The organism is Streptomyces umbrinus (genome assembly GCF_030817415.1).
GTDB lineage: Bacteria > Actinomycetota > Actinomycetes > Streptomycetales > Streptomycetaceae > Streptomyces > Streptomyces umbrinus_A.
Map to the genome: position 1 here is coordinate 7,528,921 of NZ_JAUSZI010000002.1, position 21,273 is coordinate 7,550,193.

Here is a 21,273-nt window from a genome sequence, read left to right on the forward strand (position 1 = left end):
ACGAGCCGTTGCTTCGAGTCTCAGCGACTCTCAGCATTCCGGGCGTTTCCGCACGGAAGGTTCGTGACGGTGTCACCAGAGCGCGAGTTGCTCGCGCCTGGTGTCCTGTCGACGATCTCTCGTTTCCGTCCCCTGGCGGGGTGTTGCGCCAGCCGCCCGCGTGCCCGTCCCCTTGCGGGTTCGGGCGGTGCGGGTCTTCTGCTTGGCTCCACGAGGCTTCGGCACCACCATCAGGGTGGGGCCCGGGTCTCCGGCCACTCCGGTACCCGTCTTACGGTTGGCCGCCGCGAGGGCGGCCAGGTTGTGGCCTGCGTTCGCGTCCCGGTCCAGGACGAGTCCGCAGGCGTCGCACTCGAAGACACGCACGCCGAGGGGCAGCTTGGTTTTCACCACACCGCAGCGGGAGCAGGTCTTCGAGGAGGGCATCCAGCGGTCGGCGACGATCAGGCGTTCACCGTGGCGCTGGGTCTTGTAGGTGAGCTGGTGCCGCAGTTCCCCGAACGCCGCGTCGGAGATTCGGCGGGACAGACGCCGGTTGCGGACCATGCCTTTGACGTTGAGGTCCTCGACCACGACGGTGCCGTACTCGGCGGGGATACGCGCGGTGGCCTGGTGGAGATGGTTTTCCCGCAGGTTCGCCACCCGGTGGTGCACCCGGTTGCGGACCGCGTTGGCTTTCTCCCAGCGGTGGGACGGGGCCTGTCCGGTGCGCCGGTCCGGGCCGCGTCGGCGGGAGACGGTCCGGGAGGCCTTCCGGAGCTGTGTGAGGGCCTGGTCGAAGTGCTTGGGGTTCGCGACTTCGCGGACTTCGCCGGCCGAGTCCGCCGTGACGAGGAGGGTCTTCACGCCGAGGTCGATCCCGACTGCCGTGCCGGGCCGGGTGGCAGGGGTGATGGTGTGGCGTTCCTCGGTCTGCAGGACCGCGAACCAGCGGCCCCGCTCGAACCGCACCGTCACCGACAGAATCCGCATCCCGCCTTCGGTGATCGCGTCTACGAGAGGCTGGACGTCCTCGTGGAGGCGGATCCGGCCGAGGCGGGGCAGGACGATATGCCGCCGGTCATCGAGGCGGATGGTGCCGGTGGTGAACTTGCACGCCGGACGAGACTTCCGCTTCGGCTTGAAACGGGGCCTGCCCACCCGGGCGCCCTTGCGCTCGCCACGCCGGGACTTGGCGTAGTTGTCGAACGCGGCGGCAGCGTTCGCGAGGCCGGTGTTGTAGGCCTCCTTCGAGTTCTGCGCCCACCACTCCCGCAGGAACGGGTCGGTGTGTTTGGCATCGTTGAACGCCTTCCGCAACGACGGCAGCGACCATGACCGCCACGGAACGCGCTCTGCCTCGGGGACGCCGTAGGTCTCCTCCGCTGCGCGCTGCGACCAACTCGCCAGTACATACCGCACCGCCCAGTTGTAGGCGACCCGCGCCGCCCCGCAATGCGAGGCCAGGGCCTGCAGGGCGGACGCGTTGGGGTCGAGGGCGAGCCTGTGGCCCACGACGTGAAAGCCGGGCCGCGCCTCGAACCCCCGGCGCTTCTTCTTCTCGCTCCCGGCAGGCTCCACCCCGCTCACCCGGTCGTCTCCGCCGCCGGGGCGGTGGCCTCGGCGATAGCGCGTGCCGCCCGGTTCTTCGCCGCCCGCTGCCCATACAGCCGGGCACACATCGAGGTGAGGACTTCGGTGATGTCCCGAACCAGGTCGCTGGTCGTCTCCTGCGGGTCGAGCACCACCAGGCGCCGGCCAGAAGCCGACAGTGCCGATTCCAGATGCTCGACGCCGAAGCGGGCCAGCCGGTCGCGATGCTCCACGACGATGACGGTAACGGCCGGGTCCGACAGGACACGGTGCAGCTTCCGCCGCTTCCCTTCCAATCCCGACCCGACTTCGGTCACAACCTCGGCAACGGCGAGCCCCAGCCCGCCTGCTCCTTGAACAACACGGGAGACCTGCCGGTCGAGATCCATCTTCTGGTCGCCGGTCGAGACACGGCAGTACGCCACCGTCCGCCCAGCGACCTCGGGAGTGGACTCTTCGACCAGCCACATACCGGACGGCGTCTGCGCAACAGGGACCGGCATACGGCCCTCCTTCGCCCAGCTCCACGCGGTCTGGTAGTGCACGCCGTTGCGCGCCGCCCACTCGGAAAGCTTCACGCAATCAGGATAAAAGCTGATGAAGGCAGATAACTACTGATGAAAAATGCGACTGTTGTTCACCCCCTCGGCGACCTCTCCCGTTTCAGCATCAACCAGATGACGGTCAAGCAGCTTTCGATGCCCGAACTGGTCGGGGCCTGCCTGGAGTTGGGCGTACCGGGCGTCGGCCTGTGGCGTGCACCGGTCCAGACGTACGGCCTGGAGGAGACGGCCAAGCTGGTCCGCGACGCAGGTCTGGACGTCACCACCCTCTGCCGCGGCGGCTTCTTCACGGCCATCGACCCGGCCGAACGCGCCGAGGCCCTGGCCGACAACCGCCGCGCCATCGACGAGGCGGCCACCCTGGGCACGGACACGCTCGTCCTCGTCTCGGGCGGCCTCCCCGCGGGCTCGAAGGATCTCCACGGCGCGCGGGAGCGCATCGCGGACGCGCTGGGGGAGTTGGGCCCGTACGCGGCCGCCAACGGTGTCCGGCTGGCCATCGAGCCGCTGCACCCGATGTACGCCTCCGACCGCTGTGTGGTCTCGACCCTCACCCAGGCCCTCGACCTGGCGGAACGCTTCCCCGCGAACCAGGTCGGCGTCGCGGTCGACACGTACCACATCTGGTGGGACGACCAGGCCCCCGCACAGATCGCCCGCGCGGGTGCCGGCGACCGCATCCACACCTTCCAACTCGCCGACTGGACAACCCCGTTGCCTGAGGGCGTCCTGAACGGCCGGGGTCAGATCGGCGACGGCTCGATCGACATGCGCGAGTGGAAGGCGTACGTCGAGGCGGCCGGCTACACCGGCCCGATCGAGGTCGAACTGTTCAACGACGGGCTGTGGGCGAGGGACGGCCGCGAGGTCCTCGCCGAGACGGCGGCACGGTTCGTGGAACACGCGGCCTGAGGAACGGCCGTACCGTTCCATACGCCCCGGACCGCGGACGTCGGTCCGCCCGTGACCCCGTCACAGGCGGACCGACGTCCGCGTCTCGTGCACCTCTTCGTCGTCGGTGAAGACACCGGACGCCGACGCCCCGCCGAGGAGCGCGGTGACTAGCGCAGCCGCAGCGACGAGGGTCCAACGCGCGCGCCAGGGCCTGGTGCGCGCCGGTGCGGTGTTCAAGGGCGTGGCGACCACAGGCACGGACGCAGGTGTGGCGTCCACAGGCACCGGCACAGGCACAAGCGCAGGCGGCGGCCCGCACGCGATGCCGGTGCGCGCGTCCAGCCACGCCTCCGCCTCGGCGCCCCGAATCCCGCATGCCGCGACGAACGCGGCGACCAACTCCTCGCGGGGCAGCCGTTCCCGGCCGAGCATGGTCGCCGCCGTGGAGTACGGCAGGGAGTGGCCCGCCTCCGCCGCCCGGCGTTCCAGCCGGCGATAGCTGAGGCCCGACCACGCCTTGAGGCGCCGCAGTGCCGCCACGAAGGCGGCCGCGTCGGTGTCCGGCGGGATGGGCGGTGCGGTGGGCATGACGGTGGTCCCCCTGGTGAGCTGGACGTACACGGGTTCGCACAAGCTCGAACACCCTGACAGCTTGAGGAACGGCGACGGCGGCGGTCAACCTCGGTGCGGATTCCCGATGTTGGAGGTCATAGGTCATATGGGTCTGCCCCGCTGCCGCCGTACCGCCGTCGCCGTCACCGCCCTGGCGACCCTGCTGACGCTGGGTGCCTGCGCCGAAGAACGCGCCGCCGGGCCAGGCAAGGAGCGCGCCAAAGTGCCTGCCAAGGAGCGGCCGGCCGCCGGGTCCGCCGCGAAGGCGCGCGACGGGGAGTCGGTCGCCGACTTCCTGCGCCGGACCATTCCCGCCGGTCCCGGCGGGACCGTGATCGCCGCACGCGGCGACGAACTCGCGTACTGCGGAGGCTTCGGGACGGCGGACCGCGCGGCCGGTACCCCCGCGAGCTGCCGCACGGTCTACGACGTCATGTCGATCACGAAGCAGTTCACCGCCGCCGCGATCCTGAAGCTGGAGGTGATGGGCCGGCTGCGGGTGAGCGACCGGATCAGCCGGTTCCTCGGCCCGGTCCCCGAGGACAAACAGGACATCACCATCGAGCAGTTGCTCACGCACACATCGGGCCTGGTCGAGGGGCTCGGCGACGACTACGACCCCGTCTCCCGCGACGAGATGGTGCGCCAGGCCCTGGCGTCGAAGCCGCAGTCGGCCCCGGGGAAGGAGTTCCACTACTCCAACACCGGCTACAGCCTGCTCGCCGCGATCGTCGAGAAGGCGTCCGGGGAGGGCTACGAGCCGTTCCTCGCCCGGCAGCTGTTCGGTCCGGCGGGGATGGAGCGGACCGGATACGTACTGCCCCGGTGGCCGCGGCACCTGGTCGCGGTGGAGTACGACAGCAAGGGGCGCAGCAAGGGCAGGCCCCTCGACCATCCCTGGGCCGCCGACGGGCCGTACTGGAACCTGCGCGGCAACGGCGGAATGCTCTCCACCGCCGAGGACATGTTCCGCTGGCACCGGGCCCTCTCGGGTGACGCGGTCCTGCCGGAGCGGGCCAGGCAGAAGCTGTTCGCGCCCCGCGTGCGGGTGCCCGACTCCGACGAGGGCTGGTACGGATACGGCTGGGCCGTCCGAGAGAGCCCCGAAGGGCGCGTCGTGTGGCACGACGGGGGCAACGACTGGTCGCTGGCGGTCCTCACGAGGTCGCTGCGCGACGGCGTCCTCGTGTACTGGGTGAGCAACCACGCCTACCAGGACGGCAAGTGGAACCTCGAGGACCAGGCGGAGAAGCTGACCCTGGGCATCGCCGACCGGGTCCGCGCCGAGGGCGACTGAGGCAGCGACCGTCTCCGGCGGGACCGGCGCCGACGGGCCTCGCATCAGCCCCCTCGTCGGACCTCAAAAAAATCTCAAGAGACCGTGCAACCCTCCCCGCACTCCGTGGGTCGTACTTGGCATCAGGACTTCTGGAGGGGGATCCGGGGGGATCGCGGGGGTTCTGGTTTTGGGGGAGGGGAAACCGAGGGGGCCCGGTCGACGGACCGGGCCCCCTCGAAGCTTGTCCGGCTCGAAGCTTGTCCGGGCACTCATGCCCAGGGCTCACCGGGGCCTAGAAGAAGACCCCGCAGTGCAGCAGCACATTCGCGTACGGGCGGGCCTCGCCGGTCCGCACGATCAGGCGGGCGTTCGCCGAGAGGATCTTCAGGTCCTCGTGGGAGACATGGGTCAGCGCGTAGGGGAAGCGGTGGGCCAGCAGCGCGGACGCCTCCGGGTTCGCCTCCCGTACCTCCTTCGCCGCCGTGGCACTCTCCACGACCAGTTCCTCCAGCAGGCCCTCCAGGACCTCCTCGAAGGACGGGACGCCCGCGCGGAAGGCGAGGTCCACCACCCTCGGCCCGGCCGGGATGGGCATGCCCGCGTCGCAGATCAGTACGCCGTCGCCGTGACCCAGCTCGGCTATCGCACCCGCGAGGTGACGGTTCAGGATTCCGGCCTTCTTCACAGTGCGGCAACCTCTTCGGCGGTGGGGAAGGACGCCTGAGCGCCCTCACGGGTGACGGCGACGGCGCCCACGCGGGCCGCGTACGCCGCCGAGTCCGCGAGGGACTCCCCGGCGCCGAGGCGCCAGGCCAGCGCCGCGGTGAACGAGTCGCCCGCGCCAGTCGTGTCCACGGCGTTCACCTTCACGGACGGCACCCGGGCCGTGCCGGAGGCGTCGGCGACCAGCGCGCCCTCCTCGCCCAGGGTGACGACCACCGAGCGCGGACCGAGCGCGAGGAGCGCCTCGGCCCACTGCTCGGGCGTGTCGCCCGCGTCGGCGCCGAGCACCACCCGCGCCTCGTGCTCGTTCACGATCAGCGGATCGCAGGCCGCGAGCACCTCCTCGGGCAACTCCCGGGGCGGGGACGGGTTCAGTACGAATCGGGTGCCGGACGGCAGACCGCGTACGACCTCCACGACCGTCTCCAGCGGGATCTCCAGCTGGGCCGAGACCACCCGGGAGGCCGCGAGCAGGGCCGAGGCCGCGTGGACGTCGGCCGGGGTGAGGCGGCCGTTCGCGCCGGGCGACACGACGATGCTGTTGTCGCCGGACGGGTCCACCGTGATCAGCGCGACCCCGGTGGGCGCCCCGCCGGCGAGGACCCCGGCCGTGTCGACCCCGGCCGCCCGCTGCGAGTCGAGCAGCAGCCGGCCGTGCGCGTCGTCGCCGACCCGGGCCAGCAGACCCGTACGCGCCCCGAGCCGGGCGGCGGCGACCGCCTGGTTGGCGCCCTTGCCGCCCGGGTGGAGGGCCAGGTCGGAGCCGAGGACGGTCTCCCCGGCGCCCGGCCGCCGCTCGACACCGATGACGAGGTCGGCGTTGGCCGATCCCACGACCAGCAGGTCGTAGTCGTACATGAACAGTCTCCCTGTGGGGGTGAGTTGAGGGCGGGGTGGACGGCAGCCGCCGTCCACCCGCCCCTCGACATCGGTCGGGGTCAGCCGGTGAACTCGTCCACGTTCTTCGCCGTGACCACCTTCACCGGAACCTTCACCGTCTTCTGGACCTCCTTGTCGTCGGCCGCCCGCAGCGCGTTCTCCACCGCGATCCTGCCGAGTTCCTTCGGCTGCTGTGCCACGGAGGCGTACATCGTGCCCTCCTTGACAGCCTTCAGACCGTCGGGCGTGCCGTCGAAACCGATGACCTGGACGGACTTTCCGGCCTTGGAGCCGAGCGCCTTGACCGCGCCGAGCGCCATCTCGTCGTTCTCGGCGAAGACGCCCTGGACGTCCGGGTGGGCCTGGAGCAGGTTCGTCATCACGTCGAGGCCCTTGGTGCGGTCGAAGTCGGCCGGCTGCTTGGCGACGACGTCGATGCCCGGGTAGGCCTTGAGGCCCTCGGCGAAGCCCGCGCCGCGCTCACGGCTCGCGGACGTACCGGCCAGACCCTGCAGGATGACGATCTTGCCCTTGCCGCCCAGCTTCTCGGCGAGCGCCTTGCCGCCCAGCTTGCCGCCCTCGACGTTGTCGGAGGCCACGAGCGCGGCCGTCTCCGCCTTGTTGACGCCACGGTCGACGCCGACGACGGGGATGTCGGACTTGTTCGCGGAGCGCACCGACGGGCCCGCCGCGTCCGAGTCCACCGGGTTGACGATGATCGAGTCGACGCCCTCGCTGGTGAAGTTCTGCAGCTGGTTGGCCTGCTGCGAGGCGTCGTTCTGCGCGTCCGTGACGGTCAGGTCGGCGCCGAGCTTCTTCGCCTCCGCCTGCGCACCCTCCTTGATCTGTACGAAGAAGGGGTTGTTCAGGGTGGAGAGGGACAGGCCGACCTTCGGGTTCGACGAGGACGAGCCGTTGTTGAACAGGCTCAGCCCGCCCACGATCGCCGCCACGAGGACCACGGCGAGCGCGTACTTGACGGCCTGTGGCCCCTTGAGGCCCGACGAGCCCCCGGCACCGGCCGTGACCGGAGTCGCCCCGGCCTTGCGTCGCACGGTGTCGAGGAGCACCGCCAGCGCGATGACCACGCCGATGACGACCTGCTGCCAGAACGCCGACACGGAGAGGAGGTTGAGGCCGTTGCGCAGCACCGCCAGGATCAGCGCGCCGATCAGCGTCCCGGACGCCTTGCCCGTACCGCCCGCGAGGGAGGCGCCGCCGATGACGACCGCGGCGATCGCGTCCAGCTCGTAGCCCTGCGCGGCCTGCGGCTGCGCGGAGGAGAGGCGCGAGGCGAGCACGATGCCCGCGGCGGCCGCGAAGAGACCGGACAGCGCGTAGATGACGAGCTTCTGCCTCTTCACCCGCAGACCGGAGAGACGGGCCGCCTCCTCGTTGCCGCCGATCGCGTACATGGAACGCCCGATGTACGTACGCCCCAGGATCAGGGCCGTGATCAGCCCCATGACGATCATCACGAGGACCGGCACCGGCAGCCAGCCGCCGAGCGTGTCACCGAGGTGCGAGACGGACTCGGGGAACGCGATCGGGCTGCCCTGCGAGATCACCAGCGACAGACCGCGGCCCACCGACAGCATGGCGAGCGTCGCGATGAACGGCGGCAGCTTCCCGTACGAGATCAGGACGCCGTTGACCAGGCCGCAGGCTATGCCGGTGGCGATCGCGAGGATCACCGCGATCCAGACCGGTACGCCCTCCGAAGTCGCCGACCAGGCAAGGACGGTGGCGGACAGCGCGGCGACGGAACCGACCGACAGGTCGATGCCCGCCGAGACGATCACGAAGGTCACACCGAAGGCGGCGATCTCGACCATCTGGAGACGCGCGATACCGAGTTCACGCACCCGCGCGCGGGGGGACACGTTCACGCCCACCCGCTCCAGGAGCACGGCGGCGTCAGCCTCCATCGTCTTCCGGTCGATCATCCCGAAGCGACGCGGCTGGCGGCCGAGGAAGATGTTCTCGGCGACCGTCAGATCGGGGACCAGGTTGAACTCCTGTTGAAGTGCTCTCCCTCCTTCGGCAAGCCTCAGGAGGGAGATTCCTACCTACCTTGCGGTGGTGGGCTTGACGCCACGAGTGCGCCTGACGACTGCTCTCCCAGCAGCCGGGATGAGCGCGCGGCCCATCCGGTACAGGTGCAAGACGTTCCGGGCCGCGTTCCAGTCGGCATGGCCCGACCATCCGCAGTCCCGGTTCTTGCATACGAACGTGGCCTGGTCCTCCCGGCTTCCGGGTGTGATGAAGCCGCAGGCGGAGCAGCGCAGGGAGGTGTTCGGGGCGGGGACCTTGTGCAGGGTCCCCCCGTACCGGGCGGTCTTGTACGTCAGCATCGTCACGGTACGGCCCCATGCCTCCTGGCTGATGGAACGGTTCAGGCCGGACTTCTGCGCGACGTTCTTCCCCGGCTGCTCGATGGTTCCCTTGGCGGACTTGACCATGTTCGCGATGTTGAGTGCTTCCACCACGACCGTGCCGTACGTGCGGGCGAGGTTGGTGGTGGTCTTGTGCTGCCAGTCAGCGGCGCGGCGCGTGGCTGTTGCGCGGAGCTGCTTGATCTGGTCGTAAGTGTTCCGCAGCCGGTTCGAGCTGTGTTCTTTCGGCTTGCGGAAGCTCTTGCGGTGGGCGGCCCGCTGCTCCAGGCGGAGCAACTTGGCTTTTTCCTCGGCGGTCAGCCACTTGTCCCGGTCGGCTTTTCCGCCCTCGGTGCGGGCGTGGCGGCCGTGGTCCTGGTGGTTGCTGTCAGACAGGGCGAGGGGCAGGTTCACCCCAGCGCCGATGCCGACCTCGGGCCCCTGGTGGGGCTCGGGCATGACCTCCAAGGTCTGTACGCGGAAGGCGATGTGCCACCCAAGGGCGTCCTTGACCAGCCGGGCCCCGGTGATGCGGTTCTCCTTGTTGGCGTGCTTGCCGACGGGGAGATCCCTGGTCCAGCGGAACCGGGCGCGGCCGATTTTGGGAATGTTGACCATGTCCCAGCGGCGGTGCACGCGGGTGATGTTCAGGTCCCGACCCTGGGGGATGTCCACGGACATCACCGTGCGGATACGGGCCTTGAAGTTTGGTTCTTCGGCGCGCCCGTCCCAGCAGTTCTTCCAAGCCTGGACATAGGTCTTGAGGACTGCCTGCGCGGCCTGCGCGGGCAGGACGCCGAGCCATTCGATCTCTTTGCGAGCCCGGCGCACAGCCGCGTCCATGCGGGACAGGGACCGCTGGCACTTGGGTGTCATCGTCCACAGGTCGTGCAACAGATTCCACGTCGTACGGGCGGCGTGGGCCTGGTCGTCCAGGAGCCGGGCCTGCGCAGGCATCAGTGCCAGTCGGGCACGGTGCCCGAACTGCCGCTTCTCCCATGCGAGTTCGCTACTCACGTGATCACTGTAGCATTTGGTTTATGTCACCTAGATGGACGCCGAATCTCGATGTCAGAGCTGGTCGTCATGTGATCGATAGTCTTCATGTTCATTTGGTTTTTGTCACCAAGTACCGGCATGGGGCGCTCACCGACGAGATGCTGACGCGCTGCGAGGAGATCATGCACGAGGTCTGCACGGACTTCGGGGCCGAACTGCAGCAGTTCAACGGCGGAGAGGGCCACGTGCACCTGCTGGTGCACTATCCGCCCACCGTCCAGCTCTCCAAGCTGGTCAACAGTCTCAAGGGCGTCTCCTCCCGTTACCTGCGCAAGGAGTACGGCACACATGTACGCCGCCACCTGTGGGGCGGACGCTTCTGGTCCGGCTCCTACTTCGCCGGCTCCTGCGGCGGGGCACCACTGACCGTTGTACGCCAGTACATCGAGAATCAGCAGCGCCCCGTGTAGTCGGCTGATGCCACCAGTACCAACCCGTATAACGCAGTTCCTGGCCCAGTGACGTATCAAGCACGGCATCTTCACCGCACGGCTCAGAATGCTGCCGAGGGTGCGCCTTCTTGGCCGGCGGTGGTCGGCGGTTCTGCAATGCCGATGAAGTTCCCGGCCAGGGGCTTGATGCGGACCGACCATCCCAGCGCTGTGAGGTCGTCCGTGAGTGTCCGGGCATCGTGAAACACCTTCACGATGCGGTACTGGCTGCCGTCATCGAGCCGGCGCAGCGCCGCTGGGGCCGGCTCGTTCGCGAGGACTTCCTCCTCTGCGGCTGCGGCGGCGACGGTGTTCCAGAAGTCGGGCAACCGCGTCGGCGGGACATGGGAGAGCCAGAAGGCGAAGAACACAGTGTCGTAGCGCCGTGGCGGCTGCCATTCGAACAGGTCGGCCTCAAGGAACTGGACGGCGGGGGACGCGGTGCGCGCACGTGCGAGGGCCAACACTTCGGCTGCCGCGTCGACAGCCGTCACCGACTGAGCCCGCACGGCGAGCAGCGCGGTCCACTGGCCTGTTCCGCAGGCCAACTCCAACACATCCCCGGCAATCGGGAGGTCATCCATGACAGCCAGCAACTCCTGCAGGTCTTCGCGCTCCGCATAGGGCCGGTCGTATTCGGCTGCGCCGGCCCTGTAGTAGGCCATCTGCTCTGCCAGGAGAGCGTCGTCATCCATGCGGGTTCCTCGCATCCGGGTTCGGTCAGAGCCAAGCGCGCTCAGCTCGCCGGCATGGTCGCCACAGACACTGTCGGCCTTCACCTTTGGGCAAGGTCAAGAGTCATAAGGGCCTGGGAACGTCCTCTCGGTTCCGGCGGCCAGGCACTGCCGACGGCTCGCCCCGCGCTGTCAGACGTGGGCGGTAACGTCGGATCATGTCCAATCAGGCGGGGACCCAGGCCGAGAGCGCGGCGCGGAACCTGGCGGTTCTGGAAGGCGTGCTGGAGCGGATCACGTACGCCAATGAGGAGAACGGCTACACGGTGGCCCGGGTGGACACGGGTCGAGGTGGCGGTGATCTCCTCACGGTCGTCGGGGCGTTGCTCGGTGCGCAGGTGGGGGAGTCCCTGCGTATGGAGGGGCGTTGGGGCTCCCACTCGCAGTACGGCAAGCAGTTCACGGTGGAGAACTACACGACGGTTCTGCCGGCCACAGTCCAGGGCATACGCCGTTACCTCGGCTCCGGCCTGGTGAAGGGCATCGGCCCGATCTTCGCCGACCGCATCACGCAGCACTTCGGCCTGGACACCCTCCAGATCATCGAGGAGGAGCCGAAGCGGCTCATCGAGGTGCCCGGGCTCGGTCCCAAGCGGACCAAGAAGATCGCCGAGGCCTGGGAGGAGCAGAAGGCGATCAAGGAGGTCATGCTCTTCCTCCAGACCGTCGAGGTGTCGACGTCGATCGCGGTCCGCATCTACAAGAAGTACGGCGACGCGTCGATCTCGGTGGTCAAGAACCAGCCCTACCGGCTCGCGTCCGACGTCTGGGGCATCGGCTTTCTCACCGCCGACAAGATCGCCCAGTCCGTGGGCATCCCGCACGACAGCCCGGAGCGCGTCAAGGCCGGTCTGCAGTACGCCCTTTCGCAGTCCACCGACCAGGGCCACTGCTTCCTCCCGGAGGAGCAGCTGATCGCGGACGCGGTGAAACTGCTCCAGGTGGACACGGGCCTGGTCATCGAGTGCCTGGCGGAACTGGCGGCGCCGTCCGAGGAGAGCGAGGAGCCGGGTGTCGTACGGGAGCGCGTGCCCGGCCTGGACGGCGGCGAACCGGTCACCGCCATCTACCTGGTCCCCTTCCACCGAGCCGAACTGTCGCTCTCGGCCCAGCTGTTGCGCCTCCTGCGTACGGACGAGGACCGCATGCCGGGCTTCAGGAACGTGGCGTGGGACAAGGCGCTGGCCTGGCTCAAGGACCGTACGGGGGTGGAGCTGGCCCCCGAGCAGGAGGCGGCGGTCCGGCTCGCCCTCACCGAGAAGGTCGCGGTGCTCACGGGCGGCCCCGGCTGCGGCAAGTCCTTCACGGTCCGTTCGATCGTGGAGCTGGCCAAGGCGAAGCGGGCCAAGGTCGTGCTGGCCGCGCCGACAGGGCGCGCAGCCAAGCGACTTGCCGAACTGACCGGCGCGGACGCCTCCACCGTGCACCGGCTCCTGGAGCTGAAGCCGGGCGGCGACGCGGCATACGACAAGGACCGCCCCCTGGACGCCGACCTGGTGGTCGTGGACGAGGCATCGATGCTGGACCTCCTACTCGCCAACAAGCTGGTGAAGGCGATCCCTCCGGGGGCGCATCTGCTCTTCGTCGGGGACGTCGACCAGCTTCCGAGTGTGGGCGCGGGCGAGGTGCTGCGCGACCTGCTCGCCGAGCGAGGCCCGGTGCCGGCGGTCCGTCTCACCCGGGTGTTCCGTCAGGCCCAGCAATCGGGAGTGGTGACAAACGCTCACCGGATCAACGCGGGCCGGCATCCGATCACCGACAACCTCAAGGACTTCTTCCTCTTCGTCGAGGACGACACGGAGGAGGCGGGGCGCCTGACGGTGGATGTGGCTGCGCGGCGCATTCCGGCCAAGTTCGGGCTGGACCCCCGGCGTGACGTCCAGGTCCTGGCGCCCATGCACCGCGGCCCCGCAGGCGCAGGCACCCTCAACGGCCTTCTCCAGCAGGCCATCACGCCGGCCCGCCCCGACCTGCCCGAGAAGCGGTTCGGCGGCCGCGTCTTCCGGGTCGGCGACAAGGTCACCCAGATCCGCAACAACTACGACAAGGGCGAGAACGGCGTCTTCAACGGCACGGTGGGGGTGGTGACTTCCCTCAACCTCGACGACCAGCGCCTCACCGTCCTGACGGACGAGGACGAGGAGGTCCCGTACGAGTTCGACGAACTCGACGAGCTGGCCCATGCGTACGCGGTGACGATCCACCGGTCCCAGGGCAGTGAGTACCCCGCCGTCGTCATCCCCGTCACCACGGGGGCCTGGATGATGCTCCAGCGCAACCTTCTGTATACGGCCGTCACCCGTGCGAAGCAGATCGTGGTCCTTGTCGGCTCCCGCAAGGCCCTCGGCCAGGCCGTCCGCACGGTCTCCGCCGGCCGCCGCTGCACGGCCCTGGCCCACCGCCTCTCCGGCACACGGCTCCCGGACTGACCTCACCCGTCGCCCCGGCGGGGGTTGCTCGCGCCGTTCCTCGCGCCCCTAAAAGCCAAAAGATTGCGCAGTTCCCCGCGCCCCCAACGAGCGTGGCCGAGGACGGTGCGCATCTGCCGGCCCGGCGGGGGCTGAGCGCGCAGTTCCCCGCGCCCCTGAAGGGGCCCGCCCCCACCCTCCGGCAGTCGCCCTCCGGCCGAAGGGGTCGTGTCGGGGCATCCGATCGCAGCACGACCTCTGATGGGCAACCAATGGGTGCGGGATGACACAGCTGCGATCGGATGCCCCGTCGCGGCCCCGACCAGACACCACACGGCTGGCGCGTCTTTAGGGGCGCGGGGAACTGCGCGACCAGCCCCACCCAAGCCACACCCGCAAAAAATGATCGATCAAACGAGTCGGAAACGTCACACGGCACTTTCGGAAGAAGGAGGAACCGGGCAGGATGAACAGGTTGGCGGCACTGAGTGCCGCCAATAGGCCCAATGGTCGACCCCGAGTGCACTCTCCTGCGCCAAATGGGGGATGGTAGAGACAGTCAGGGCACCTCGAAGAAGAGGCACAACGTCGGTGAGGGATGACGTGAGCGACAACTCTGTAGTACTGCGGTACGGCGACGGCGAGTACACCTACCCGGTGATCGACAGCACCGTCGGCGACAAGGGCTTCGACATCGGGAAGCTCCGCGCCCAGACCGGTCTGGTGACGCTGGACAGCGGATATGGAAACACCGCCGCCTATAAATCCGCCATCACCTACCTCGACGGTGAGCAGGGCATCCTCCGCTACCGCGGCTACCCGATCGAGCAGCTGGCCGAGCGCTCCACCTTCCTTGAGGTGGCCTCCCTGCTGATCAACGGCGAGCTGCCCACGGTCGACGAGCTCTCCGTCTTCAAGAACGAGATCACGCAGCACACCCTGCTGCACGAGGACGTCAAGCGCTTCTACCAGGGCTTCCCGCGCGACGCCCACCCGATGGCGATGCTGTCGTCGGTGGTCAGCGCCCTGTCGACGTTCTACCAGGACAGCCACAACCCGTTCGACGAGAAGCAGCGTCACCTCTCGACGATCCGTCTTCTCGCCAAGCTTCCGACGATCGCGGCGTACGCGTACAAGAAGTCCATCGGTCACCCCTTCGTCTACCCGCGCAACGACCTCGGGTACGTCGAGAACTTCCTGCGCATGACCTTCTCGGTCCCCGCCCAGGAGTACGACCTGGACCCGGTCGTCGTCTCCGCGCTCGACAAGCTGCTCATCCTGCACGCGGACCACGAGCAGAACTGTTCGACCTCCACCGTCCGTCTGGTGGGCTCGTCGCAGGCGAACATGTTCGCCTCGATCTCCGCCGGCATCAGCGCCCTCTGGGGCCCGCTGCACGGCGGCGCCAACCAGTCGGTCCTGGAGATGCTGGAAGGCATCAAGGCCAACGGCGGCGACGTCGACTCCTTCATCCGCAAGGTGAAGAACAAGGAGGACGGCGTCCGCCTGATGGGCTTCGGCCACCGGGTGTACAAGTCCTTCGACCCGCGCGCCAAGATCATCAAGGCCGCGGCGCACGACGTCCTCTCGGCCCTCGGCAAGTCCGACGAGCTGCTGGACATCGCGCTGAAGCTGGAGGAGCACGCGCTCTCCGACGAGTACTTCGTCTCGCGCAACCTCTACCCGAACGTGGACTTCTACACCGGCCTGATCTACCGGGCCATGGGCTTCCCGACCGAGATGTTCACGGTCCTGTTCGCCCTCGGCCGCCTGCCGGGCTGGATCGCCCAGTGGCACGAGATGATCAAGGAGCCGGGTTCGCGCATCGGTCGCCCGCGCCAGATCTACACGGGTGTTGTCGAGCGGGACTTCGTTCCTGTTGAAGAGCGTTAGGCAGTTCGTTCGTCTGCAGGTCCGCGGGGGCTGGTCGCGCAGTTCCCCGCGCCCCTGAAAGAGGAGGGGGCGTCCCTGGCCAGGGACGCCCCCTCCTCAGTTGCACAAGTCGTACGGATAACAGAAGGCGCCCCGCTACGGTCCCCCCACGGGCCGTAGATCGGGGCGCCTTCCCATGTCCCGGTGCGGATTCCCCCCACGGGATCCGGCCGGGCGTCTGAAGGCAGCGCCTGAGTCGCTGCGAGCAAAACGAGCAAAACTGGTCGGACTGGTGAGCTGCGGTCTGCCGGGACCCGTACGTACGGGAGGGCCGCTCAAAGCTCCCCGCTGTACGTGCCCCGGCAACGCAATTCCGAGAACGTCCCCCAAGACGTCCCCAGATGTCAGATTCGCCCCCCAAGACGTCTCTGACATCGTCAATCTAGACTCACGAACCCCTTCGATGGTTACGTTCACATCACTGTGATCTGCGTCTCTTGCGTATGTCCTGAAGATGCGCAAGCGCTCCGATATCGCTACCGGAACCCAAGCGTAAGGATGATGCGCGAGCCTTGTGAAGAGCTTATGTGAAGGCGTGTGCCGGACTCTAGGGGGACTCTTACCTCTTCGTCATGAAAATGCCCTGAGCCGCAGGCTGTTCGTCACCACGAACACTGAGGAGAAGGCCATGGCCGCGCCCGCGATCATCGGGTTCAGCAGTCCGGCCGCGGCGAGCGGCAGCGCCGCCACGTTGTAGCCGAAGGCCCAGACGAGGTTTCCCCTGATCGTGGAGAGGGTCTTCCGGGACAGCCGGATGGCGTCCGCGGCCACCCGCAGATCCCCCCGTACGAGTGTCAGGTCGCTCGCCTCGATCGCCGCGTCCGTGCCGGTGCCCATGGCCAGGCCCAGGTCTGCGGTGGCCAGCGCGGCCGCGTCGTTGACGCCGTCGCCGACCATCGCCACCGTCCGCCCCTCGCTCCGCAGCCGCTCGATCACGTCGACCTTGTCCCGCGGCAGTACCTCGGCGATCACGTCGGCGGTGTCGATGCCGACCGCGCGGGCCACGGACTCGGCGACGGTCCGGTTGTCCCCGGTCAGCAGCACCGGCCGCAGGCCCAGGGCGCGCAGGGCGCGTACCGCCTCCGCGCTGGTCTCCTTGACCGCGTCGGCGACGGTGACGACACCGCGTGCCACTCCGTCCCAGGCGACGGCCACCGCCGTACGTCCGTCCTCCTCGGCCCGCGTCTTGAACGTGACCAGCTCCTGGGGCAGCGCGATCCCGGCCTCTTCGAGGAGGCGGGCCCGCCCGACGAGGACCTCGTGGCCCTCGACCGTGCCGCGCACACCGAGCCCGGCCACGTTCTCGAAGCCGTCCACGGCCGCCAGAGGGCCTGTGCGGGCCTCGGCGCCCGCGGCGACCGCCCGGGCGACCGGATGCTCGGAGGCGCGCTCCAGGGCCCCCGCGAGCCGCAGCACGCGCTCCTCGTCGGTGCCGTCGGCCGCGTACACCTCCTGGAGGGTCATGCGGCCGGTGGTGACCGTGCCGGTCTTGTCCAGGACGACCGTGTCGACGCGGCGGGTGGACTCCAGGACCTCGGGGCCCTTGATGAGGATGCCGAGCTGGGCGCCGCGGCCGGTGCCGACCATGAGCGCGGTCGGGGTGGCGAGGCCCAGGGCGCACGGGCAGGCGATGATCAGCACGGCGACGGCCGCGGTGAACGCGGCGGCCATGTCACCGGTGACACCGAGCCAGCCCCCGAACGTGCCGACCGCGATCAGCAGCACGACGGGTACGAAGATGCCGGAGACCCGGTCGGCGAGGCGCTGCACCTGGGCCTTGCCGTTCTGCGCGTCCTCGACCAGCCGTGCCATCCGCGCGAGCTGGGTGTCCGCGCCGACCCGGGTCGCCTCGACGACGAGCCGTCCGCCCGCGTTCACCGTCGCGCCCGTGACGGCCGAACCCACCGTCACGTCCACCGGCACCGACTCGCCGGTCAGCATGGACGCGTCGACCGCCGAGGAACCCTCGACGACCGTGCCGTCCGTGGCGACCTTCTCCCCGGGCCGTACGACGAAACAGTCGCCCACGGCCAGAGCGGCCACTGGAACGCGGACCTCACGGCCGTCCCGTACGACCGAGACGTCCTTCGAGCCCAGCTCCATGAGGGCGCGCAGGGCGGCACCCGCGCGGCGCTTGGAGCGGGCCTCCAGATAGCGGCCGAGGAGGATGAGGGCGACGACTCCGGCGGCGACTTCGAGATAGATGGCCGACGAGCCCTCCGTACGGGAGACGGTGAGCGAGAAGCCCTCGTCCCGCATGCCCTCCATCCCCGCGTCGCCGAAGAAGAGCGCCCACAGGGACCAGCCGAACGCGGCCAGCGTGCCGACCGAGACGAGCGTGTCCATGGTGGCCGCGCCGTGCCGGGCGTTCGTGAACGCCGCCCGGTGGAAGGGCAGTCCGCCCCACACGACGACGGGCGCGGCGAGAGTGAGCGCCAGCCACTGCCAGTTGTCGAACTGCAGCGCCGGGACCATCGACAGCAGCACGACGGGGAGGGCGAGGAGGACGGAGACGGTGAGGCGCTCGCGGAGGGAGGACAGCTCGGGGTCCGGCTCGACCGCTTCTCCGGCGTCGGCCTCCGGCGGCTCGATCCTCGGCGGGGGCGGCTCCTCGGCCGTGTACCCCGTCTTCACCACCGTGGCGATCAGGTCGGTGACCAGCACCCCCTGCGCGTACGAGACCTTCGCCTTCTCCGTCGCGTAGTTCACCGTGGCGGTGACCCCGTCCATGCGGTTGAGCTTCTTCTCGACGCGGGCCGCGCAGGAGGCGCAGGTCATTCCGCCGATCGTCAGCTCGACCTCGGAGGTCGCGCCTATCGGAGTGGTTGCGGTGGTGCTGGTCATCTCCGTGCTCCGGGTTTCGCCGGTGTCAGGCCTTGCCGACGAGCTCGAAGCCGGCCTCGTCGACGGCGGCGCGCACGGCCTCCTCGTCGAGCGGGGCGGCGGAGACCACGGTCACCTCGCCGGTGGAGGCGACGGCCTTCACCGAGGTGACACCGGCGATCTCGGAGATCTCGCTCGACACCGAGCCTTCGCAGTGTCCGCAGCTCATCCCGCTCACCTGATAGACGGTGGTGAGGGAGCCCGGGGTGTCGGTCTGGGCGGTCATGTCGTTGCTCCTCGTCGAGACGTGTGGGGCGTGCGTGGCCCACGAGAGCCTCACACTATCCACACCGTACCCCTAGGGGGTATTTCGCCAAGAGGGGTCGCGACGGGCCGGCGAACGCACCCAGGCGATGCCCATCAACGACACGGCGACCGTGCCACCGACCGAGAACAGCGTGAAGAGATGTTTCTGCTGGTCCGTCACGGCCGGCAGGTAACCCGGCCCGAACAGTGCGGGGTTGAGCGGCGCACTTGTCAGCCGCGCCACCAGCCAGAGCGCGATGCCGTGTGTCGAGTCCCACAGGGCGTGCAGGAGCGCGACACCGACGTACGTGCCGACGACCGGGGCGGTGAACGCGAAGTGTCCGCTCGGGCGGCGGTGCGCGAGCAGGACCGCGCCCGTGATCGCCGTCCACAGGCCGTGCCCGAAGGGGGCGAGCACGCCCCGCAGGATCTCGGTCTCCAGCAGCGCCCGCAGATCGATGCCCTCGGTCGAGACGGCCGCGTTGAAGGCGTACCCCGCGCTCTCCAGGGCCGCGAACCCGAACCCGACCGACGCCCCGAGCACGAGTCCGGCGCGCAGTCCGCGGATACGGGTCTGCCGGCGCAGTACGAACATCAGCGCGGCCGCCTTCACCGCCTCCTCGATGAGCCCGACCCCGACGAACATCCAGAGGGACGGATGGAGCAGGTAGTACTCCATCACCGAGGCGCCGAGCACGCCCAGTACGCCACCGGTCAGGAAGCAGCCGAGGATCACGTTCACGCCCAGATCGCGGCCGTGGTGCTCGTACGCCCAGAGCACGAAGACGACCGGGACCAGGAAGCTGCCGAGCAGGATCAGGGTCGGCAGCAGGGTGGTGTTCCCGGTCGCGTACGTGACGAGCGTGCCGAGTCCCCAGAGCGCGAGCCCGCCCCACAGGCACCGCCGCCACAGCCCGGTGCGGGTCCGCGGATAGGAGGGAGGGGGCTGCTGAGGGCCGGGGATGCGCGCTCGGGGTGCGCCGGGCGGCGGGGGCTGGGTCACGACAGGTCCCTCGGACTCGAAAGTGCGACTCGGAGAGCCGGCCTCGGAAGATTTGTCCGCACTTTGTGGCAAGTGGTTGTTATGCGCCTTTCTGGCATATGCAGGCCGGGCCCCGATAGGGGCGCGGGGAACTGCGCGCCCAGCCCCCACGGACCCGCAGGCAAAATCGGTGCTCCCCGCGGGGCGTCCAGCGTTCGCTCGGGAACAGTGATCCACGTGCCAACGGCGGAGGGGCAAACCACATGCGCGCAGTGGTGTTCGAGCAATACGGAAAGCCGGCCGAACTGCGAACCGTCCCGGACCCGGCACCCGCGCCCCACGGCGTCGTGGTCCGGGTGGCAGCCACCGGCCTCTGCCGGAGCGACTGGCACGGCTGGCAGGGTCACGACCCGGACATCACCCTGCCGCACGTGCCCGGACACGAACTGGCCGGAACAGTAGAGGCGGTGGGCGGCCTGGTGACCGGCTGGCGCCCCGGCGACCGCGTCACCGTGCCCTTCGTCTGCGCCTGCGGCAGTTGCGCCTCCTGCGCGGCGGGCGATCAGCAGGTGTGCGAGCGGCAGACCCAGCCGGGGTTCACGCACTGGGGGTCGTTCGCCGAGTTCGCGGCCCTGGACCACGCCGACGTGAACCTCGTCGCCGTGGCGGACGAGTTGTCCTTCGGGACGGCGGCCTCGCTGGGCTGCCGGTTCGCCACGGCGTTCCGTGCGGTCGTCGCGCAGGGGCGGGTGGCGCCGGGGGAGTGGGTGGCCGTGTACGGCTGCGGCGGGGTCGGGCTCTCCGCCGTGATGATCGCCGCGGCGGCCGGCGCACGGGTCGTCGCGGTCGACCTCTCGCCCCGGGCGCTGGAGCTGGCACGGCAGTTCGGGGCGGCGGAGTGCGTGGCGGTGTCCCGGGACGCCCGGCCCGAGGAGACGGCGGAGGCCGTCCGTGAACTGACAGGCGGGGGCGCCCACCTGTCCCTGGACGCCCTCGGTTCTCCGGCCACCTGCGCGGCGTCGGTCGGCAGCCTGCGCCGCCGGGGCCGGCACGTCCAGGTCGGCCTGCTGCCGCAGGACCCGACACTGCCGATGTCCCGGGTGATCGGCCTCGAACTCGAACTCCTCGGCAGCCACGGCATGCCCGCCCACGCCTACCCGCCGATGCTGGAGTCCGTACGGGCCGGGCTGCTGCGCCCCGACCTCCTGGTGACGTCCACGATTCCGCTGGACGAGGCCCCCGCCGCGCTGGCGGAGATGGGGACGGCGCCGGGGGCGGGAGTGACGATCATCGAGCCGTGGGCGTGAGGTGCTCGCTCCCGGGCCGACATGAGAAGGTCCCCGCACGTCTGCCGTGCGGGGACCGAGTTGGCGTGCCGGGAGCTGATCAGTCGTCTCTGCGGCCTCTGTTGCCGGGCCGCGAGGCGGCCCAGGCGCGGACCGTGTCGGCGTACCAGTAGGGCTTGCCGCTCTCCACGTGGTCGGGCGGGGGCAGCAGCCCGTGCTTGCGGTAGGACCGCACGGTGTCCGGCTGCACCTTGATGTGCGCCGCGATCTCCTTGTACGACCAGAGCCTTCGGTCGGTCATGAGTTGCACCTCCCTGCGCGCGCCACAGCGGCGGCCGAGGGGCGGCCGTCGGGGGAGCCGGGCACTGCGCTGGCGATCACAAAGCCTGTGCCCGCTCAACGACACAGCGTGATC

At 69.5% G+C, this 21,273-nt stretch carries 17 protein-coding genes and 1 pseudogene; 6 read left to right on the forward strand and 12 right to left on the reverse strand.

The genetic code is table 11. The features are described from left to right. Window positions 1-72: 72 nt before the first annotated feature. Together tnpB and QF035_RS33345 are read right to left on the reverse strand one after the other, a co-directional pair. Window positions 73-1,569: an IS607 family element RNA-guided endonuclease TnpB gene (gene tnpB, locus QF035_RS33340; protein WP_307524145.1), complete on the reverse strand. Its 1,497-nt coding sequence runs from the start codon at window positions 1,567-1,569 to the stop codon at window positions 73-75. Further along, window positions 1,566-2,150 carry an IS607 family transposase gene (locus QF035_RS33345; RefSeq protein ID WP_307524147.1) on the reverse strand — a complete coding sequence of 195 codons (585 nt, stop codon included), beginning with the start codon at window positions 2,148-2,150 and terminating at the stop codon, window positions 1,566-1,568. Before QF035_RS33345 ends, tnpB begins: the two co-directional genes overlap by 4 nt. A 99-nt stretch (window positions 2,151-2,249) precedes the next feature. Between QF035_RS33345 and QF035_RS33350 the strand changes: the two genes are divergently transcribed. Next, complete coding sequence (locus tag QF035_RS33350) at window positions 2,250-3,047, forward strand: sugar phosphate isomerase/epimerase family protein (RefSeq protein WP_307524149.1); 798 nt, start codon at window positions 2,250-2,252, stop codon at window positions 3,045-3,047. A 60-nt stretch (window positions 3,048-3,107) separates the two neighbouring features. On the opposite strand, the gene QF035_RS33355 is transcribed toward QF035_RS33350, so the two are convergent. Next, entirely contained in the window at window positions 3,108-3,617 is a 510-nt protein-coding gene (locus QF035_RS33355) for a hypothetical protein (RefSeq protein ID WP_307524151.1), read from the reverse strand. Here QF035_RS33355 and QF035_RS33360 point away from each other — a divergent pair. Next, window positions 3,616-4,938, forward strand: a complete 1,323-nt coding sequence (locus tag QF035_RS33360; RefSeq protein WP_307524153.1) for a serine hydrolase domain-containing protein — start codon at window positions 3,616-3,618, stop codon at window positions 4,936-4,938. The genes QF035_RS33355 and QF035_RS33360 overlap by 2 nt on opposite strands. A 274-nt stretch (window positions 4,939-5,212) precedes the next feature. Here QF035_RS33360 and rbsD read toward each other — a convergent pair whose 3' ends face one another. The 4 genes and pseudogenes from rbsD to QF035_RS33380 form a co-directional block, all read right to left on the reverse strand. Beyond that, a complete protein-coding gene (rbsD, locus tag QF035_RS33365; protein ID WP_307524155.1) occupies window positions 5,213-5,605 on the reverse strand; it encodes a D-ribose pyranase in 393 nt (130 codons plus the stop codon). Further along, window positions 5,602-6,501, reverse strand: coding sequence for a ribokinase (locus QF035_RS33370; protein ID WP_307524157.1), 900 nt, complete (start codon window positions 6,499-6,501; stop codon window positions 5,602-5,604). Before QF035_RS33370 ends, rbsD begins: the two co-directional genes overlap by 4 nt. 80 nt (window positions 6,502-6,581) lie before the next feature. Further along, a pseudogene (locus QF035_RS33375) lies at window positions 6,582-8,348 on the reverse strand (ABC transporter permease/substrate-binding protein); the annotation flags it as partial. Between the two features lie 243 nt (window positions 8,349-8,591). After that, a complete protein-coding gene (locus QF035_RS33380) occupies window positions 8,592-9,854 on the reverse strand; it encodes an RNA-guided endonuclease InsQ/TnpB family protein (RefSeq protein ID WP_307531625.1) in 1,263 nt (420 codons plus the stop codon). Between the two features lie 83 nt (window positions 9,855-9,937). Here QF035_RS33380 and tnpA point away from each other — a divergent pair, with 83 nt between their 5' ends. Then, on the forward strand, window positions 9,938-10,366 hold the full coding sequence (gene tnpA / locus QF035_RS33385) for an IS200/IS605 family transposase (protein ID WP_307524159.1): 429 nt from the start codon (window positions 9,938-9,940) through the stop codon (window positions 10,364-10,366). A gap of 83 nt (window positions 10,367-10,449) precedes the next feature. On the opposite strand, the gene QF035_RS33390 is transcribed toward tnpA, so the two are convergent. After that, window positions 10,450-11,082 carry a class I SAM-dependent methyltransferase gene (locus QF035_RS33390; protein ID WP_307524161.1) on the reverse strand — a complete coding sequence of 211 codons (633 nt, stop codon included), beginning with the start codon at window positions 11,080-11,082 and terminating at the stop codon, window positions 10,450-10,452. A gap of 197 nt (window positions 11,083-11,279) precedes the next feature. On the opposite strand from QF035_RS33390, the gene recD2 reads away from it, so the two are divergent. Both recD2 and QF035_RS33400 read left to right on the forward strand, forming a co-directional pair. Further along, complete coding sequence (recD2, locus tag QF035_RS33395) at window positions 11,280-13,550, forward strand: SF1B family DNA helicase RecD2 (protein ID WP_307524163.1); 2,271 nt, start codon at window positions 11,280-11,282, stop codon at window positions 13,548-13,550. A 582-nt stretch (window positions 13,551-14,132) separates the two neighbouring features. Beyond that, window positions 14,133-15,422, forward strand: coding sequence for a citrate synthase (locus QF035_RS33400; RefSeq protein WP_055615570.1), 1,290 nt, complete (start codon window positions 14,133-14,135; stop codon window positions 15,420-15,422). A gap of 609 nt (window positions 15,423-16,031) precedes the next feature. On the opposite strand, the gene QF035_RS33405 is transcribed toward QF035_RS33400, so the two are convergent. From QF035_RS33405 to QF035_RS33415, 3 genes are all read right to left on the reverse strand, one after another. Beyond that, the gene (locus QF035_RS33405; RefSeq protein ID WP_307524165.1) at window positions 16,032-18,305 is read right to left on the reverse strand and encodes a heavy metal translocating P-type ATPase; all 2,274 of its coding nucleotides are present in this window, start codon (window positions 18,303-18,305) and stop codon (window positions 16,032-16,034) included. Window positions 18,306-18,330: 25 nt separating this feature from the next. Beyond that, complete coding sequence (locus QF035_RS33410) at window positions 18,331-18,570, reverse strand: heavy-metal-associated domain-containing protein (protein WP_269649508.1); 240 nt, start codon at window positions 18,568-18,570, stop codon at window positions 18,331-18,333. Window positions 18,571-18,642: 72 nt separating this feature from the next. Continuing rightward, complete coding sequence (locus tag QF035_RS33415; RefSeq protein ID WP_307524167.1) at window positions 18,643-19,593, reverse strand: PrsW family intramembrane metalloprotease; 951 nt, start codon at window positions 19,591-19,593, stop codon at window positions 18,643-18,645. A gap of 242 nt (window positions 19,594-19,835) precedes the next feature. Between QF035_RS33415 and QF035_RS33420 the strand changes: the two genes are divergently transcribed. Beyond that, complete coding sequence (locus QF035_RS33420; RefSeq protein WP_307524168.1) at window positions 19,836-20,879, forward strand: zinc-dependent alcohol dehydrogenase family protein; 1,044 nt, start codon at window positions 19,836-19,838, stop codon at window positions 20,877-20,879. A gap of 79 nt (window positions 20,880-20,958) precedes the next feature. On the opposite strand, the gene QF035_RS33425 is transcribed toward QF035_RS33420, so the two are convergent. Next, window positions 20,959-21,159 (reverse strand): helix-turn-helix transcriptional regulator, encoded by a 201-nt coding sequence (locus QF035_RS33425; RefSeq protein WP_307524170.1) that lies wholly within the window; start codon window positions 21,157-21,159, stop codon window positions 20,959-20,961. Between the last annotated feature and the right edge of the window lie 114 nt (window positions 21,160-21,273).

Bases quoted from the DNA above. Each gene is read 5' to 3' on its own strand.
- QF035_RS33370 (WP_307524157.1), bottom strand. From the start codon at position 6,501: ATGTACGACTACGACCTGCTGGTCGTGGGATCGGCCAACGCCGACCTC.
- QF035_RS33410 (WP_269649508.1), bottom strand. From the start codon at position 18,570: ATGACCGCCCAGACCGACACCCCGGGCTCCCTCACCACCGTCTATCAG.
- QF035_RS33360 (WP_307524153.1), top strand. From the start codon at position 3,616: ATGACGGTGGTCCCCCTGGTGAGCTGGACGTACACGGGTTCGCACAAG.
- QF035_RS33420 (WP_307524168.1), top strand. From the start codon at position 19,836: ATGCGCGCAGTGGTGTTCGAGCAATACGGAAAGCCGGCCGAACTGCGA.
- QF035_RS33390 (WP_307524161.1), bottom strand. From the start codon at position 11,082: ATGGATGACGACGCTCTCCTGGCAGAGCAGATGGCCTACTACAGGGCC.
- QF035_RS33355 (WP_307524151.1), bottom strand. From the start codon at position 3,617: ATGCCCACCGCACCGCCCATCCCGCCGGACACCGACGCGGCCGCCTTC.
- QF035_RS33350 (WP_307524149.1), top strand. From the start codon at position 2,250: ATGACGGTCAAGCAGCTTTCGATGCCCGAACTGGTCGGGGCCTGCCTG.
- QF035_RS33380 (WP_307531625.1), bottom strand. From the start codon at position 9,854: ATGCCTGCGCAGGCCCGGCTCCTGGACGACCAGGCCCACGCCGCCCGT.
- QF035_RS33405 (WP_307524165.1), bottom strand. From the start codon at position 18,305: ATGACCAGCACCACCGCAACCACTCCGATAGGCGCGACCTCCGAGGTC.
- recD2 (WP_307524163.1), top strand. From the start codon at position 11,280: ATGTCCAATCAGGCGGGGACCCAGGCCGAGAGCGCGGCGCGGAACCTG.
- tnpA (WP_307524159.1), top strand. From the start codon at position 9,938: ATGTCACCTAGATGGACGCCGAATCTCGATGTCAGAGCTGGTCGTCAT.
- QF035_RS33425 (WP_307524170.1), bottom strand. From the start codon at position 21,159: ATGACCGACCGAAGGCTCTGGTCGTACAAGGAGATCGCGGCGCACATC.